Genomic DNA, 14,786 nt, shown 5'->3' with positions numbered 1-14,786 from the left:
GCTCTCCCCGCAACTGCCGTTCCGCGCCCCGACGGGCACCCTGCCAAGGATTCAACCAGGTTTACGGATTTCCGCGCAGGGGACCGCTCAGCGCCGGGCGGAAAGCGGAGCCCCGGGCAGCGTCGGGGCGGCCAGCTGGGTCGGGTTCGGGGTGGCCGTGGGGCTGATGCCGTCCACCTCGTCGATCTGGAGGGCCGAGCCCGTGGGCTGGATCAGCAGCGCCGGGGACGGACCGACCAGGGCGCCCGGCGAGAACGGCCGCTCCGAGAGCATCTGCGTCTGGAACACGCCGGGAGGGGCCGCGGGGGTCGGGCGGTCGGTGGACCGCGACAGCGCTCCGCTGCCGCCCTGACGCCGGGAGGACTCACCGCCGACGGCGGCCGGGCCCGTGGTGCCGGGGGCCCGCATAGGGGTCACATTGTTGCCCGCGCCCCGGGGCAGGGCGTCGGCGGCCGGTCCGAGCGGCATCGTCCCGCCGAGGGCCATCGCGGCGAACGACACCGCGCTGGCGGCCGCGAAGGCGAACCGCTTGCCGCGCCACGGCGACCGCTCGGCCTCCTGGCGACCGACCTCATGGATCCGGAAGCCGGAGCCGCTGGGCAGTACGGCGGCATGGGCACCCGCCGGGACATAACCGAAGCCGTCGGTGCGGACGCCGAAAACGCCGTCACCAAAGCGCCCCCCGTCGAAGAGCCCTTTTCCGTTGTCGTCATCACCACCCGATCCGGGAAGGCCGCCCGGCAGCCCCTGAAGTCTGGCGAGCAGCCCCGCGGAGGGCGGCGGCGGAGCGGACTGGGCGAACACGCTCTTCAGCCGGCGCTGGGCGTCGGCCTCCGCCTTGCACTTGGCGCAGGTGGCGAGATGGGACAGCACGCGCTCGCGCGCGTCATGGTCCAGCTCCCCGTCCACCAGGGCGGCGAGTCTGTCCCCCAGATGCTGCTCGGCGGGGGTGGAGCTTGTGCCACTCACGCCGCTCCGCCCTCCCCGGCCACGCTCACGAAGGCACGCTGCTCGGCCCTGGCCTCGGGGGAACGGTGCTGGAGAGCCTTGCGCAGATGCGAACGGCCGCGGTGGATCCGGCTGCGTACGGTGCCGAGCTTCACACCGAGCGTGGCCGCGATCTCCTCGTACGAGAGCCCCTCGATGTCACAGAGCACCACAGCGGCGCGGAATTCGGGCGCGAGGGTGTCCAGCGCCTGCTGGACGTCCGCGTCGAAGTGCGTGTCGTGGAAGACCTGCTGCGGCGACGGCTCACGGCTGGGCAGCCGCTCCGCCGCGTCGTCGCCGAGGGCGTCGAACCGGATCCGCTGCTTGCGCCGGACCATGTCGAGGAAGAGGTTGGTGGTGATGCGGTGCAGCCAGCCCTCGAACGTGCCAGGGGTGTAGGTCGACAGCGATCGGAAGACCCGGACGAAGACTTCCTGGGTCAGGTCCTCGGCGTCGTGCTGGTTGCCCGTCAGCCGGTAGGCGAGGCGGTAGACACGTCCGCTATGCGTGCTGACGATCTCCTCCCAGCTGGGAGGCGTCCACGCCTGCGCTTCCGCATCCGATGCGAAGGTCGCCGTAACTGCGGAGTCGGTGGAGCGAGAACGGTCAGCGGTGTTGGTCACGGATTTCGGCTTGCCGGCCGACCTGAGAAAGCGCGTCAGCACTCCTCCCCGATCCACAGGCTCAGCCGCACCTCCCCTATCGGCTCTGGTGGTGTCCAGTGGAGCCCCTACCATAGCCACTCCGCCCGTTAGCTCCGGATAAGAATCTTTACGTGAATTTAGGCCCGGTCGCAGGTCTTGATCCGGGTGTTTCCCCGCTTCTTCTTAACGCCCGGTCCCATCTGCGGGTTCCCGGGCGCAGCGGATACAGTCACCGTTGCGCCGCCAACGGGGACAAGGAGAGGGTCATTACCGCCAACCGGCAGACGAGCTGGGCGTTCGCCGACGCCTTTGTCGCCGAGGACGAAGCACTGCGCTGGGCCCGGGACCGGGCCCGGGAGACAGGGCTCCGCTCGGTGTCACCAGGCACTGGCGCCGCGCTGCGTCTGCTCGCTGCCACCCTGGACGCGAAGGCGGTCGCCGAGATCGGCACCGGCACCGGCGTCTCGGGTACGTATCTGCTCCAGGGCATGCGGCCGGACGGCGTCCTGACCACGGTCGACACCGAGCCCGAGCGCCAGCAGTTCGCCCGGCAGGCCTTCCGGGCCGCGGGCTTCACGGGGAACCGCGCGCGGTTCATCCCCGGCGGCGCCCTGGATGTTCTCCCCCGGCTCGCGGACGGCGGTTACGACCTCGTCTTCTGTGACGGCGACCGGCTGGAGTGCCTCGACTATCTCGCTGAATCGTTGCGGCTGCTGCGCCCCGGCGGACTGGTCTGTTTCGAAGGCGTTTTCGCGGGCGGCCGGACGGTGGACTCGGCGGCCCAGCCCGCGGAGGTGCTGAAGCTGCGGGAACTGCTGCGGACCGTACGGGAGAGCCAGGAGCTCCAGTCGACCCTGCTGCCGGTGGGCGACGGGCTGCTCTGCGCGATGCGGCGCGGCTGAAGTCCCGGAACAGCGCTCTCCCGAACAGAACACCCCGACGCGCGGAACATCATCCGACGCGTGGAACATCTGAAGTGCGCGACCCCTTGAGGGACAGAACTCTGCCCCGGTACGGACGCATCCGTACCGGGGCAGAATTCTGTCTGTCCAGAGGTGACCGAACACCCCGGAGACTTGAACGCTCCGCTCAGCCGACGACCTTCTTCAGCGCGTCGCCGAGCGCATCCGCCTCGTCCGGAGTCAGCTCGACGACAAGCCGACCGCCGCCTTCGAGCGGAACGCGCATGACGATGCCCCGCCCCTCCTTGGTCACCTCGAGCGGGCCGTCGCCCGTTCGCGGCTTCATGGCCGCCATGCTCGTTCCCCTTCCTGAAACCAGCTCATCGCAGCCGGCGGCCCCATCACAGGCGCTGTGTCACCGGCATCGAACACATTGCTTCCAGCCCATTATCCCGCATGGCGGGACCCGATGACCAACATCGGACGGCATCGCTTGCGCAACGCGCTCTCGCAAAACCCCTCAATTCGGCGATCCGCCTGCGATACTTCGCCGCCGTGCGCTCCACGGGGGCCCGACTTTCTTAGACGCAGGTCACATGCCCGTCGCCGGCGATCTCCGACATGCTGGGGCCGGACAGTACTGCCCGAGCCGCGAAGGAGACCGATCATGGCCGACACCGTGCTGTACGAGGTGAGCGATGGACTCGCGACGATCACGATCAACCGGCCCGAGGCCATGAACGCGATGAACGTCGCCGCCAAGGTCGCGCTCCGGGACGCGCTGCTGTCGTCCGCCGCCGACCCGGCCGTACGCGGAGTGCTGCTGACCGCCGCGGGCGACCGGGCGTTCTGCGTCGGACAGGACCTCAAGGAGCACACCGCGCTGCTCGAAGCGGACCTGGCGGCGGGCACCGGCGAGACGATGAGCACCGTGCGCGAGCACTACAACCCGATCCTGCGGGCGATCACCGAGATGCCCAAGCCCGTGGTGGCCGGTGTCAACGGGGTCGCGGCGGGCGCGGGCCTCGGGTTCGTCCTCGCGGCGGACTACCGGGTCGTGGCGGACACAGCCGCGTTCAACACGTCCTTCGCGGGGGTCGCGCTGACCGCGGACTCCGGGGTCTCATGGACACTGCCGCGGCTGGTGGGCCCGAGCCGGGCCACGGATCTGCTGCTCTTCCCGCGGTCGGTGCCGGCCCGTGAGGCGCATGAATGGGGTCTGGTGAACCGGCTGGTGCCCGCCGCCGACCTGGCGGCCGAGTCCGCCGCCGTGGCCCGCGCCCTGGCCTCGGGGCCGACCCTCGCGTACGCGGCGATCAAGGAGTCCCTGGCGTACGGAGCGGGGCACTCGCTGGCCGAGACGCTGGCGAAGGAGGACGAACTCCAGTCGCGGGCCGGCGCGTCGGAGGACCACGCCATCGCGGTGCGCGCGTTCCTGGCGAAGGAGAAGCCTCGGTACGTCGGCCGTTAGGCCCTGTCTTCAAAGTCCCGCCTGCCCGGCGGCGCCCGGCCCCTCAGCCCCGCGCCGCACCCGCGCTCGCGACGCTGTCCCGCACGAAGCAGTCCGCCAGATGATCGTTCACCAGACCGCACGCCTGCATCAGGGCGTAGGCGGTCGTGGGGCCGACAAAGCGGATGCCGGACTTCTTGAGGGCCTTGGCGAGCGCCGTGGACTCGTCGGTGACCGCCGGTACGCCGGCGGTCGTATGGGGGGCCGGGCGCTTCGCCGCGTCCGGTGCGTACGACCAGATCAGCGTGTCCAGCTCGCCGGCGGACCAGTCGGCGAGGACGCGCGCGTTGGCCAGCGTGGCATCGATCTTGGCGCGGTTGCGGATGATCCCGGGGTCGGCGAGCAGCCGCTCCCTGTCCGCGTCGGTGAACTCCGCCACCGACGCGATCTTGAACGAGTGGAAGGCGCCGCGGAATCCCTCGCGCCTGCGCAGGATCGTGATCCAGGACAGCCCGGACTGGAAGGCTTCCAGAGACAGCCGCTCGAAGAGGGCGTCGTCGCCATGGACCGGGCGGCCCCACTCGGAATCGTGGTACGCGAGGTAGTCCTCCGTCGACAGGCCCCAGGGGCAGCGCGGCTTCCCGTCGGGACCCGTCACCACAGAGCCGTCGCTCACCGACGGGTCTCCTCTCCTGGTCCTTCGAAGAGGTCTCCTGGCTTGTCGAAGAGGTCTCCGGGCTTCCTGAAGAGGTCGGGCGAGGAGACCGCGGTGGCCTGGACCCCGGCGAGCGCCGACTCCAGCTCCGCGATCCGCGCGTCCCGCTCCGCCAGCTCCGCGCCGAGCCGGCCGAGCACCTCGTCCACCTCCGCCATCCGGTAGCCGCGCGCCCCGACCGGTAGCCGCAGCGCCTCGACATCGGCGCGGCCGACCGGGCGGGTCAGCGGCAGGGGATCCACCAGCCGTTCCGGAGCGGCCTCCGGCAGGAGCGCACGGTCGCCGCCGCCGACAACCGCGAGCGTGACCGCGGCGACGACCACGACCATCGCGATGAGCAAGAACAAGAACACGAGCTTCTCCCCGGGCAGGAAAACGTCCGGTGCCGATCGTGCCATGACCCGCTGACAGCCGGGGCCGTCCGCTCCGTGACGACGAGAGGCCCTAAGGTCGCAGGCGGACGAATACGAGGAGGAATCAGGGGATGCGCAGCGGGACTCTGCGGCTGGGACGTCGGGAATTCGACGCGCACGAGCCGGTGATCATGGCGATCGTCAACCGGACCCCGGACTCCTTCTACGACCGGGGCGCGACCTTCCGCGATCAGCCCGCCCTCGACCGGGTGGAGCGTGCCGTGTCCGAAGGCGCCGCCATCATCGACATCGGCGGGGTGAAGGCGGGGCCCGGCGAGGAGGTCACGGCCGAGGAGGAGGCCCGCCGTACGGTCGGCTTCGTCGCCGAGGTGCGCCGCCGTCATCCGGACGTGGTCATCAGCGTCGACACCTGGCGGCACGACGTCGGCGAGGCCGTCTGCGAGGCGGGCGCGGATCTGCTCAATGACGCGTGGGGCGGGGTGGACCCCCGGCTGGCCGAGGTCGCCGCGCGGTACGACGTGGGGCTGGTCTGTACGCACGCGGGCGGGGCGGAGCCCAGGACCCGGCCACACCGGATCGCGTACGACGATGTGATGGCGGACATCCTGCGGGTCACGCTCGGGCTGGCCGAGCGCGCCCTGGAGCTGGGCGTCCGCCGGGACCGGATCATGATCGACCCCGGCCATGACTTCGGCAAGAACACCCGGCACTCCCTCGAAGCGACCCGCAGGCTGGGCGAGATGACGGAGACGGGCTGGCCGGTGCTGGTCTCGCTCTCCAACAAGGACTTCGTCGGCGAGACGCTCGACAGACCGGTCAAGGAGCGGCTGACCGGCACCCTGGCGACGACCGCCGTATCGGCGTGGCTCGGGGCCCGGGTCTACCGCGTCCATGAGGTCGCGGAGACCAAGCAGGTCCTGGACATGGTGGCCGCCATCGCGGGCCACCGTCCACCGGCGGTCGCCCGCCGGGGTCTGGCCTGAGCCGTCCCTCCGGATGATGACCGGAGGTTCCCGCGTAGCTCTCCGGACGGACCCCGGAACCCATACGCCGTTGGATTCGCCGCGCCCTCCCCTCGCCGTAGCTTCGTGATCAAGGCAGCAGATGATCAGGAGGCCGCGGGAACATGTACGGCAAGGCGTTCGCACCCGAATACCAGGGCGAGTTGAAGTCGGCGCTGGGGGTGAATTCCTCGTACGAGGAGGTGCTGGTCACGGCGGGCGCGCTGCGGCGTACGGCCACCACCCCGCTGGAGGAGGCGCGCGCCTCGCTCGCGGTGGCCGAGGCCAGCCGGCGGCTCGGCAGGGTGGCGGAGGCGGGCGGGGCCTGGCGGGAGAGCTATCGCAGCGCGCGGCGGGCCGGTGAGCCGGGCGCCATGGCGTGGGCCCTGTGGAGCGGCGGCACCCTGGCCAGGCAGTGCGGCACGCTGCCGCTGGCGCGCCGGCTGCTGGCCCACGCGTCGGATCTCGCGGCCGGCAGCGGCGACCGGATCGCACGCGGCTACTGTCTGGCGGGCCTCGCCGAGACCGGCCGTATCCAGGGCGACTACGAGGCCGTGGCCGGTCTGCACGAGGAGCTTCTCGCGGAGGCCAGGGCCCATGGCGAGGCCCGGCACATCGTCTGGGCCCTGTCCGGTATCGCGCAGATGCACCGCAACACCGGTGAGCTGGACAAGGCGCTGGAGATGTTCGAGGAGTCGGTACGGATAGCCGCCGACGCGGACGACGCCCGGGGCCGCGCCTGGTCCCTGCGCGGTGTCGCGGACATCCTCTCCGCCCAGGGCCACCCCGAACGGGCCCTGACGCTGCTCTCCGAGGCTGAGGCGATCTGCCGCCGGATGGATCTGGCGAGCGCCCTGGCCTACAACCACAAGATGCGCGGCAATGTCCTCTACCGCGCGGCCCGGTACGCGAGCGCGCGGCGGATGTACGCGCGGGCGCTGGCGGAGTTCCGGACGATCGACGAGCCGCGGGGCGCCGTGCTGTCCCGGCTGGGCCTGGTCAAGTCCCGGCACTTCCTCGGCCGGCCACGGGCGCTGACACTGCGTGACCTCGACGGTCTGGAGCGCGAGCTGGCACGGATCGGGCTGCGCCACGCCGGAAAGATGGCCAGTGCTTTCCGGTCGCAGCTGTCGGCGGCTCCGCGGGTCAGTTGCGCGTCTCCTTCGTGACGAGCGCGACCGCCTCGTCCACGTCGTCCGTGACATGGAAGAGCAGCAGATCCTTCTCGGACGCCTTGCCCTGGGCCACGACGGTGTCCCGCAGCCAGTCGATGAGGCCGCCCCAGTACGCCGTACCGAACAGGACGATCGGGAAGCGGGTGACCTTGCGCGTCTGGACCAGGGTGAGCGCCTCGAAGAGCTCGTCCAGCGTGCCGAGACCGCCCGGCAGGACCACGAAGCCCTGCGCGTACTTGACGAACATCGTCTTGCGGACGAAGAAGTAGCGGAAGTTCACGCCGATGTCGACATGGGGGTTGAGCCCCTGCTCGAAGGGCAGCTCGATGCCGAGTCCGACGGAGACGCCCTGCGCCTCGCGCGCCCCCCGGTTCGCCGCCTCCATGGCGCCGGGCCCGCCGCCGGTGATCACCGCGAATCCGGCGTCGACCAGCGCGCCGCCGATCCGGATGCCCGCCTCGTACTCGGCGGAGCCCGCCGGGGTGCGCGCGGAGCCGAAGACGCTGATGGCGCTGGGGAGTTCGGCGAGGGCGCCGAAGCCCTCCACGAACTCCGACTGGATACGCATCACGCGCCAGGGATCGGTGTGCACCCATTCCGAGTCGCCCTCGGTGTCCAGGAGCCGCTGATCGGTCGTGCCCGCCTGCACCTGTCCCCGGCGGCGGATCACCGGTCCGAGACGCTGTTCCTCCGGCTTGCGCTCTCCGTCAGGCATGCCCATGAGCTGCTCCCTCCGCTGCTGTGCGTTTGTTCTGGGCAAGGGTAGGTCCACGCACGTGACAAACGACGAGATTCCGGCAGTCGATCAGGCCCTCACTCCGTGAGGGCTCTGTCGAGGGCTCTGTCAGGGTGTCCGTCAGCCGGTGAGCCAGTCGCGGAGACGGTTCTCGCAGTGGGTGATCCGCTCGACCGCCACACGCTCGTCCCGCTTGTGTGCGAGCAGCGGGTTCCCGGGGCCGTAATTGACCGCGGGTACCCCGAGCGCACCGAAGCGCGACACATCCGTCCAGCCGAACTTGGGCCGTGCCGCACCACCGACGGCGGCCATGAACGCGGCCGCGGCGGGGTGCGAGAGACCCGGCAGGGCCGCCCCCGAGTGATCGTCCACTGTGAACTCCGTCACCCCGCAGTCCGCGAAGACCTCGTGGACATGGGCGAGTGCCTCCTCCTCGCCCAGGTCGGGTGCGTAGCGGTAGTTCACGACGACCGTGCACGCGTCCGGGATGACGTTGTCGGCGACGCCCGCCTCGATCCGTACGGCGTTGAGGCCCTCGCGGTACTCCAGACCGTCGATGACCGGCCGACGCGGCTCGTACGCGGCAAGCCGGGCCAGGATCGGCGCGGCGGCGTGAATGGCGTTCGACCCCATCCAGGCGCGCGCGGAGTGTGCCCGCTCGCCCGTCGTATGGAGGAGGACCCGGAGCGTGCCCTGACAGCCGCCCTCGACCTCGCCGTCGGAGGGCTCCAGCAGGACCGCGAAGTCGCCCTCCAGCCAGTCCGGATGGGCCTGCGCCACATGTCCGAGACCGTTGAGATGTGCAGCGACCTCTTCGTTGTCGTAGAAGACGAAGGTGAGGTCGCGGTTGGGCTCGGGGACGGTCGCCGCGATCCGCAGCTGTACGGCGACGCCCGACTTCATGTCGCTCGTACCGCACCCCCACAGCACTCCGTCGTCGTCCAGCCGGGAGGGAACGTTGCCGGCGATCGGGACGGTGTCGATATGTCCGGCGAGGACCACCCGCTCGCCGCGCCCCAGCCGGGTCCTGGCCACCACGTTGTTGCCGTAGCGGTCGACGGTGAGATGCGGCAGCGCTCGCAGTGCCTCCTCGATCGCGTCGGCGAGTGGCTTCTCCTCGCCGCTGACCGACGGGAAGTCGACCAGACGTGCGGTGAGCTCCGGGCCGTCAAGAGTGAGGTCGAGCGCGTTCTCGGACATGGTTTTGACCCTACCCGTCGGCGCCGGCCGGACCGGCCCGGCGCCGACGGCAGGGACCACGACGTCGGCGCGGAGCGTCACCGCCCTCTCCAGTACGGTGGCCTCGTGTCCGAGACCGCCTCCCCTTTCCGTCGCGGCCGCCTCCTGCGTATCGCTGCCGCCCTCGTCGTACTGCTGGCCCTGGCCGCGTATGTGGTGGTCCAGTACGTGAGCGGTGGCGGCGGCCCCCCGCGCTGTCTCGTGCGCGCCAGTGACGGGTCGGGCGATGGCAGCCCCTCGTACGAGATGACCCCGGAGCAGGCCGAGAACGCCGCGACGATCTCGGCGGTGGGCACCACCCGGGGGCTCCCCGAGCGCGCGGTCACGATCGCGCTGGCCACCGCTCTCCAGGAGTCCGCGCTGCGCAATCTGAACCACGGCGACCGTGACTCGCTCGGCCTGTTCCAGCAGCGCCCCTCGACGGGGTGGGGCACCGAGGCGCAGATCCAGGACCCGGTCTACTCGGCGGGCCAGTTCTACGACCATCTCGTCAAGGTCCCGGGCTACTCGCGGCTGCCGCTGACCGAGGCGGCCCAGCGCGTCCAGCGCAGCGGCTTCCCGCAGGCGTACGCGAAGCACGAGCCGGACGCCACGCTGCTGGCCGCGGCCCTCACCGGCCGGTCCGGCGCCACGCTGACCTGTACGGCGCCGAACGGCACCGAGCCCGGGGACCCGGCGAAGGTACGGGCCGCCCTGGTACGGGACTTCGGCTCCGAGGTGCTGCCCGGCGCCGACGCGGAGGGCCGGGCAGGGGCCTTGGGCACGGCCGCCGAGGTGTCCGTACCCGTATCGGCCACGACCGGGGGTCCGACCGGGGATCCGGAGAACGACGGCTCCGCGTCACCACGCGGCTGGGAGCTGGCGCACTGGGCCGTGGCGCAGTCCACCGCCCTGCGGATCGACGAGGTCAGCTACGCGGGCCGGGTGTGGAGCGCGAAGAACACGCACACGGCGAACAAGGGCTGGCAGCGGGCCCGCGCCTCGGAACAGAAAAGCGCCGGTTCAGGTCCGGCGGAAGTTCGAATTCGCACTGCGCAGTAGTACGGCGGCGTCACCCGAACGGGCGAGTCCGCGCCGCCCCTGGCTGCGTTTCTTCTGATGATTGTGCCGCGCGCCCATGATCCATATTTTCCCTTGATTTTCCTTGGGAGCAAAGAGGAGTAACGGTTCAGCGGGCTCGTCACCACGGGATTGTTTGCCCGTTTTTATCCGTAGCCGATAATGCGACGCATTACCAACTCTTTACTCTCGCCCGCCGCAACCTCCGCCGCCCTTTGAGGGGTTGTCACTACGTCCGATCGACGGACAAGCACTGTTTCTCTCCCGTCAAAGGAGCATCATGTCCCTCCCCCTGACCCGTCGGATCGCCCGTGCCGCCCTGCTCGTCGCCGCGGGCGCGGCCCCGGTGATCGGTGCGGCCGGAGCGGCGAACGCGGCCGCCCTCCCGCCGACCACCGACCTGGGAGCGGTGAGCGCGCTGGACGGCGCCGCCGTGGGCGACACCGTCGACACCGGCGCCCAGAAGGCGACCGGCGTGGTGGGCGACGCCGGCGGCAAGGCCGTCAAGAAGGGCGTCCCGGCCGCGGGCAAGGCCGTCGGCAAGGTCGGCAAGACGGCGACGCCCGCCGCGCAGAAGGCGGCCGGTGACGTCGCGGGCGGCGCCGGTCAGCTCCTGGGCGAGACCGCCACGTCCGCCACATCCGCCACGGAGGGTGCCGCGCCGACCGACGGGCTCGGTGGCGGTCTGCCGACCGGCAAGCTGCCGGTGTCGCTGCCGCTCGGCTGACACACGCGCAGACGCGCACGCGCGTCGCGACGCGGACGAGGGGGCCCGGGAAGCGTCGAACAGTCGCTTCCCGGGCCCCCTCGTATGTCGTGCGCGGTACGGGCCTCGTCAGCGCAGCCGCTTGACCGCCGCCTCGACCCGCTCATCGGTGGCCGTCAGCGCCACCCGTACGTGCCGCTCCCCCGCGGGACCGTAGAAGTCGCCGGGCGCGACCAGAATGCCCAGCTCCGCGAGGTGCGCCACGGTGTCCCAGCACGGCTCGTCCCGCGTCGACCACAGATAGAGGCTCGCCTCGCTGTGGTCGATACGGAAGCCGTGCGCCTCCAGCGCGGCACGCAGCGCGGTGCGGCGGGCCGCGTACCGCTCCCGCTGTTCCCGTACGTGCGTGTCGTCGCCGAGCGCCGCGACCGTCGCCGCCTGCACCGGCGCCGGGGTCATCATCCCGCCGTGCTTACGGATCTTCAGCAGCTCGCCCAGGACGGCCTTGTCGCCCGCCAGGAAGGCCGCGCGGTAGCCGGCCAGGTTGGAGCGCTTGGAGAGCGAGTGGACGGCGACGATCCCGTCGTACGAACCACCGCAGACGTCCGGGTGCAGCACCGATACGGGGTCGGCCTCCCAGCCCAGCTCCAGATAGCACTCGTCGCTGAACAGCAGCACGTCGTGCTCGCGCGCCCAGGCGACGATCCGGGTCAGCTCGTCCGGCGCCAGGACGGCTCCGGTCGGGTTCGACGGCGAGTTGAGCCAGAGAAGCTTCAGACCGGCGGGGTCGAGGTCCGGCCCCCCGGCGTCGGCCGCGAATGTCCGCGGGTCGTACGGGACGGGCTCGGCGCCGCAGAGCCGCGCGCCCACCTCGTACGTCGGATACGCGAGCCGCGGGAAGGCGACGCGGTCGCCCGCGCCGAGGCCGAGCTGCGTCGGCAGCCAGGCCACCAGTTCCTTGGAGCCGACGACCGGCAGCACATGCGCGTGCGTCACGCCGCGCGCGCCGAGCCGCCGCTCCACCCATCCGGTCAGCGCGTCCCGCAGCGCGGTCGTCCCCCACACCGTCGGATACCCGGGCGAGTCGGCGGCCTCGATCAGGGCCCGCTGGATCAGTGCGGGGACAGGGTCGACGGGGGTCCCGACGGACAGGTCCACGATCCCGTCCGGATGGGCCGCCGCCGTGGCCTTGTAGGGCTCCAGCTTGTCCCAGGGAAAGACGGGAAGACGCGAAGAGACTGCGGACACGTGCTCACTCTTTCTCCGTACGGATATCGCGAACGGATCCTCTCGTACGGTGCTCGTTTCCCCCTGTACGGACCCGCCGGTACGGACTCGCGGGGTACGGACCCGCCGGTACGGACTCGCGGGGTACGGACCCGCCGGTACGGACTCGCGGGCGAAACACCGCGGTCCCGTACGGCGACGGGCCGTACGGGACCGGGGCGGCGCTGTCAGCCGTTCTGGGGCGGCAGCGCGGCGATGAAGGGATGGTCCCGCTCGATCAGACCGAGCTTGGAAGCGCCACCGGGCGAGCCGAGCTCGTCGAAGAACTCGACGTTCGCCTTGTAGTAGTCCTTCCACTCCTCCGGGGTGTCGTCCTCGTAGAAGATGGCCTCGACCGGGCAGACCGGCTCACAGGCTCCACAGTCGACGCATTCGTCCGGGTGGATGTACAAGGACCTGGAGCCCTCGTAGATGCAGTCGACCGGGCACTCCTCGATGCACGCCTTGTCCTTGACGTCGACACAAGGCTGCGCGATGACGTAGGTCACGCTGTCGTTCCTCCTCGATAGGGCGCGGCGGGCCGATCTGCGGCTCCGTCCACGGGCGCGCGGGAGCGCGGCGTCGTCGATGCCCACAACTAGTATCTCCGTTCTTGGGCGCGATCCGAACAGGAGGGGCGTACAGAGCTGTGGAATTCACTGCGGGCGGACGGTTCGAGGTCCGTCTGACAAGGGCTGACGTGGGCAAACGTGTATCAGTCAGACAGATGACCGGCAGCGGGACCGCCGGCGAGAAGTTCACCGACACCGTGGGCGTTCTCACATCGTGGGACGGAGATGTGCTGCTGATCACACGGCGCACCGGCGAGAGCGTCCGCGTCCCCGAGGCGGCCCTGGTCGCGGGCAAGGTGGTGCCGGCGGCCCCGGCCAGGCGCCGGGGGCCCTCGGCGTCCTTCGAGGAGCTGGCCCGGGTCTGCGCCCGGTCCTGGCAGCCGGTGGAGAGCGAGCCGCTGGGAGAGTGGCGGCTCAGAGCGGCCTCCGGTTTCACGCGGCGGGCCAATTCCGTGCTTCCCCTGGGAGATCCCGGGGTGGGCCTGGACGAGGCGCTGACGCGCGTACGGCGGTGGTACGAGGAGCGGGCACTGCCCCCGTACGTACAGATCGCGACCGGCGCGGAGGGCACCCAGGAGCGGCTGTGCGCGGAGCTGGAGCGGCGCGGCTGGCGGCCGGAGGTGACGGCAGAGGTGCGGATCGCCGCGCTCGCGCCGCTCGGGGACCGTGACGCCGATATCTCCCGGGTCGTGCTCGGTCGTGGCGTCGACGCGACCTGGCTCCGGCGTTACCAGCGGTCAGGTGTGCCCGGACCACATGTGCTCCACGTACTGAACAGCGGGCCTTCGGTGTGGTTCGCCACCGTGCCCGGGGAGCCCGGCGAGAACGGAGAGCCCGGCGTACCGGCGGCGATCGGCCGGTGTGTGGTGGACGGGCGCTGGGCGGGGTTCATGGCGGTGGAGGTCGACCCCGCCCGCCGCCGCCAGGGTCTGGCCACCGCCGTGATGACCGCGCTCGCCCGGCGCGCCCTGGAGGAGGGGGCGTCCGCCGCCTGGCTCCAGGTCGAGTCGGACAACGAGGGCGCGCGGGCGCTGTACGAAGCGATGGGCTTCGCCGTCCACCACCACTACCACCACTTCCGATCGCTCTGAGCGGGTACGAGGCCGATATGCGACCGGAACCCCCAGATGGCGAGGACATGCGCCGGCGGTTCGCCGAGGAGGCCCGCGCGGACCGTCCCGACCTGGCCACGCTCTGCCTGCTGGTGGGCGCGGAGGCCGATCCCGCCCTGGGCGAGGCCGGTATCGACGCGGCCCAGGCCGAGCTGGACCGGCTGGCCGGGCTGCTGCCCTTCGGCGTCCTCGGCGCGCGTGCCTGGGCGGTCGCGCTGGCGGAGCTGCTGGGCGAGCGGTGCGGTTTCGAGGGCTCCACGGCGGAGTACCAGCGGCTGGACTCCTCGCTGCTGCCCGTGGTGCTGCGGCGCAGGCGCGGGCTGCCCATCCTGCTCTCCGTGGTCTGGATCGAGGTCGCCCGACGGGCGGGGGCGCCGGTGTACGGGGTGGCCCTGCCCGGACATTTCGTGGTCGGCTTCGGCGACCCCGGGGAGCGCGTCCTCGCCGATCCCTTCGGCGGTGGCCGGCTGCTGACGGGCGCGGACGCGGAGCTGCTGGTGACCGGCATGACGGGCGAGGCGCTCGAACCGGCCATGTTCGCCCCCGCCGACCCGCTCGACATCGTCCTGCGCGTCCTGAACAACATCCGCGCCTGGGCCGCGCCCCGCCCGGAGCGCACCGACGTGTCGCTATGGGCGGTCGAGTTGTCCCTGCTGCTGCCCTCGCACCCGGCGGCACTGCGGTACGACCGCGCCCAACTGCTCGTACAGCGCGGGGAGTTCCAGCGGGGGGCGGCGGAAATGGACGAGTACGCCGAGTTGGTGGACGCGGTGGAGCCGTCGGCGGCGGAGGCGATCCGGCGCAAGGCGCGGGCGGCGCGGGCGAGGCTGAACTGACGGTCCGCGCCC

General features: G+C 71.3%; 16 protein-coding genes and 1 pseudogene. 8 read left to right on the top strand and 9 right to left on the bottom strand.

Annotation, left to right across the window (positions count from 1 at the left end; translation table 11 throughout):
- Positions 1-87 precede the first annotated feature (87 nt).
- Together ACIRQP_RS05260 and sigE are read right to left on the bottom strand one after the other, a co-directional pair.
- Positions 88-969, bottom strand: a complete 882-nt coding sequence (locus ACIRQP_RS05260; RefSeq protein ID WP_403883706.1) for an anti-sigma factor family protein — start codon at positions 967-969, stop codon at positions 88-90.
- On the bottom strand, positions 966-1,724 hold the full coding sequence (gene sigE / locus ACIRQP_RS05255) for an RNA polymerase sigma factor SigE (protein ID WP_403883703.1): 759 nt from the start codon (positions 1,722-1,724) through the stop codon (positions 966-968). The genes ACIRQP_RS05260 and sigE overlap by 4 nt, the downstream gene beginning before the upstream one ends.
- Before the next feature lie 142 nt (positions 1,725-1,866).
- Between sigE and ACIRQP_RS05250 the strand changes: the two are divergent.
- Positions 1,867-2,533: pseudogene (locus tag ACIRQP_RS05250) on the top strand (O-methyltransferase).
- Positions 2,534-2,720: 187 nt separating this feature from the next.
- Here ACIRQP_RS05250 and ACIRQP_RS05245 read toward each other — a convergent pair.
- A complete protein-coding gene (locus ACIRQP_RS05245) occupies positions 2,721-2,888 on the bottom strand; it encodes a DUF3117 domain-containing protein (RefSeq protein WP_003966491.1) in 168 nt (55 codons plus the stop codon).
- A gap of 312 nt (positions 2,889-3,200) precedes the next feature.
- Between ACIRQP_RS05245 and ACIRQP_RS05240 the strand changes: the two genes are divergently transcribed.
- On the top strand, positions 3,201-4,004 hold the full coding sequence (locus tag ACIRQP_RS05240) for an enoyl-CoA hydratase/isomerase family protein (RefSeq protein WP_403883700.1): 804 nt from the start codon (positions 3,201-3,203) through the stop codon (positions 4,002-4,004).
- A 43-nt stretch (positions 4,005-4,047) separates the two neighbouring features.
- On the opposite strand, the gene ACIRQP_RS05235 is transcribed toward ACIRQP_RS05240, so the two are convergent.
- A complete protein-coding gene (locus ACIRQP_RS05235; protein ID WP_403883697.1) occupies positions 4,048-4,659 on the bottom strand; it encodes a DNA-3-methyladenine glycosylase I in 612 nt (203 codons plus the stop codon).
- Positions 4,656-5,096 (bottom strand): DivIVA domain-containing protein, encoded by a 441-nt coding sequence (locus ACIRQP_RS05230; protein ID WP_403883695.1) that lies wholly within the window; start codon positions 5,094-5,096, stop codon positions 4,656-4,658. Before ACIRQP_RS05230 ends, ACIRQP_RS05235 begins: the two co-directional genes overlap by 4 nt.
- Before the next feature lie 86 nt (positions 5,097-5,182).
- On the opposite strand from ACIRQP_RS05230, the gene folP reads away from it, so the two are divergent.
- Positions 5,183-6,055, top strand: coding sequence for a dihydropteroate synthase (gene folP / locus ACIRQP_RS05225; protein ID WP_403883693.1), 873 nt, complete (start codon positions 5,183-5,185; stop codon positions 6,053-6,055).
- A 143-nt stretch (positions 6,056-6,198) separates the two neighbouring features.
- Positions 6,199-7,242: a tetratricopeptide repeat protein gene (locus tag ACIRQP_RS05220; RefSeq protein ID WP_403883690.1), complete on the top strand. Its 1,044-nt coding sequence runs from the start codon at positions 6,199-6,201 to the stop codon at positions 7,240-7,242.
- Here ACIRQP_RS05220 and ACIRQP_RS05215 read toward each other — a convergent pair.
- Both ACIRQP_RS05215 and dapE read right to left on the bottom strand, forming a co-directional pair.
- On the bottom strand, positions 7,220-7,969 hold the full coding sequence (locus ACIRQP_RS05215; RefSeq protein ID WP_403883687.1) for a TIGR00730 family Rossman fold protein: 750 nt from the start codon (positions 7,967-7,969) through the stop codon (positions 7,220-7,222). The genes ACIRQP_RS05220 and ACIRQP_RS05215 overlap by 23 nt on opposite strands.
- A gap of 135 nt (positions 7,970-8,104) precedes the next feature.
- Positions 8,105-9,184 carry a succinyl-diaminopimelate desuccinylase gene (gene dapE, locus ACIRQP_RS05210; protein ID WP_403883684.1) on the bottom strand — a complete coding sequence of 360 codons (1,080 nt, stop codon included), beginning with the start codon at positions 9,182-9,184 and terminating at the stop codon, positions 8,105-8,107.
- A 105-nt stretch (positions 9,185-9,289) separates the two neighbouring features.
- On the opposite strand from dapE, the gene ACIRQP_RS05205 reads away from it, so the two are divergent.
- Positions 9,290-10,264: a hypothetical protein gene (locus ACIRQP_RS05205; RefSeq protein WP_403883681.1), complete on the top strand. Its 975-nt coding sequence runs from the start codon at positions 9,290-9,292 to the stop codon at positions 10,262-10,264.
- 298 nt (positions 10,265-10,562) lie between these two features.
- A complete protein-coding gene (locus ACIRQP_RS05200; RefSeq protein ID WP_403883678.1) occupies positions 10,563-11,009 on the top strand; it encodes an ATP-binding protein in 447 nt (148 codons plus the stop codon).
- 108 nt (positions 11,010-11,117) lie between these two features.
- On the opposite strand, the gene dapC is transcribed toward ACIRQP_RS05200, so the two are convergent.
- Positions 11,118-12,236 (bottom strand): succinyldiaminopimelate transaminase, encoded by a 1,119-nt coding sequence (dapC, locus tag ACIRQP_RS05195; protein ID WP_403883675.1) that lies wholly within the window; start codon positions 12,234-12,236, stop codon positions 11,118-11,120.
- A 206-nt stretch (positions 12,237-12,442) separates the two neighbouring features.
- Positions 12,443-12,763, bottom strand: a complete 321-nt coding sequence (gene fdxA, locus ACIRQP_RS05190; RefSeq protein WP_003985062.1) for a ferredoxin — start codon at positions 12,761-12,763, stop codon at positions 12,443-12,445.
- 140 nt (positions 12,764-12,903) lie between these two features.
- Between fdxA and ACIRQP_RS05185 the strand changes: the two genes are divergently transcribed.
- Both ACIRQP_RS05185 and ACIRQP_RS05180 read left to right on the top strand, forming a co-directional pair.
- Positions 12,904-13,917, top strand: coding sequence for a GNAT family N-acetyltransferase (locus ACIRQP_RS05185; protein ID WP_403883672.1), 1,014 nt, complete (start codon positions 12,904-12,906; stop codon positions 13,915-13,917).
- Positions 13,918-13,934: 17 nt separating this feature from the next.
- Positions 13,935-14,774: a tetratricopeptide repeat protein gene (locus ACIRQP_RS05180; protein ID WP_403883669.1), complete on the top strand. Its 840-nt coding sequence runs from the start codon at positions 13,935-13,937 to the stop codon at positions 14,772-14,774.
- Positions 14,775-14,786 lie beyond the last annotated feature (12 nt).

The sequence above is a fragment of the Streptomyces sp. NPDC102274 genome (assembly GCF_044766385.1).
GTDB lineage: Bacteria > Actinomycetota > Actinomycetes > Streptomycetales > Streptomycetaceae > Streptomyces.
This window is presented reverse-complemented; position numbering and strand designations above follow the sequence as displayed.

Bases quoted from the DNA above. Each gene is read 5' to 3' on its own strand.
- sigE (WP_403883703.1), bottom strand. From the start codon at position 1,724: ATGGTAGGGGCTCCACTGGACACCACCAGAGCCGATAGGGGAGGTGCG.
- ACIRQP_RS05245 (WP_003966491.1), bottom strand. From the start codon at position 2,888: ATGGCGGCCATGAAGCCGCGAACGGGCGACGGCCCGCTCGAGGTGACC.
- ACIRQP_RS05240 (WP_403883700.1), top strand. From the start codon at position 3,201: ATGGCCGACACCGTGCTGTACGAGGTGAGCGATGGACTCGCGACGATC.
- ACIRQP_RS05230 (WP_403883695.1), bottom strand. From the start codon at position 5,096: ATGGCACGATCGGCACCGGACGTTTTCCTGCCCGGGGAGAAGCTCGTG.
- folP (WP_403883693.1), top strand. From the start codon at position 5,183: ATGCGCAGCGGGACTCTGCGGCTGGGACGTCGGGAATTCGACGCGCAC.
- ACIRQP_RS05220 (WP_403883690.1), top strand. From the start codon at position 6,199: ATGTACGGCAAGGCGTTCGCACCCGAATACCAGGGCGAGTTGAAGTCG.
- ACIRQP_RS05215 (WP_403883687.1), bottom strand. From the start codon at position 7,969: ATGGGCATGCCTGACGGAGAGCGCAAGCCGGAGGAACAGCGTCTCGGA.
- dapE (WP_403883684.1), bottom strand. From the start codon at position 9,184: ATGTCCGAGAACGCGCTCGACCTCACTCTTGACGGCCCGGAGCTCACC.
- ACIRQP_RS05200 (WP_403883678.1), top strand. From the start codon at position 10,563: ATGTCCCTCCCCCTGACCCGTCGGATCGCCCGTGCCGCCCTGCTCGTC.
- ACIRQP_RS05180 (WP_403883669.1), top strand. From the start codon at position 13,935: ATGCGACCGGAACCCCCAGATGGCGAGGACATGCGCCGGCGGTTCGCC.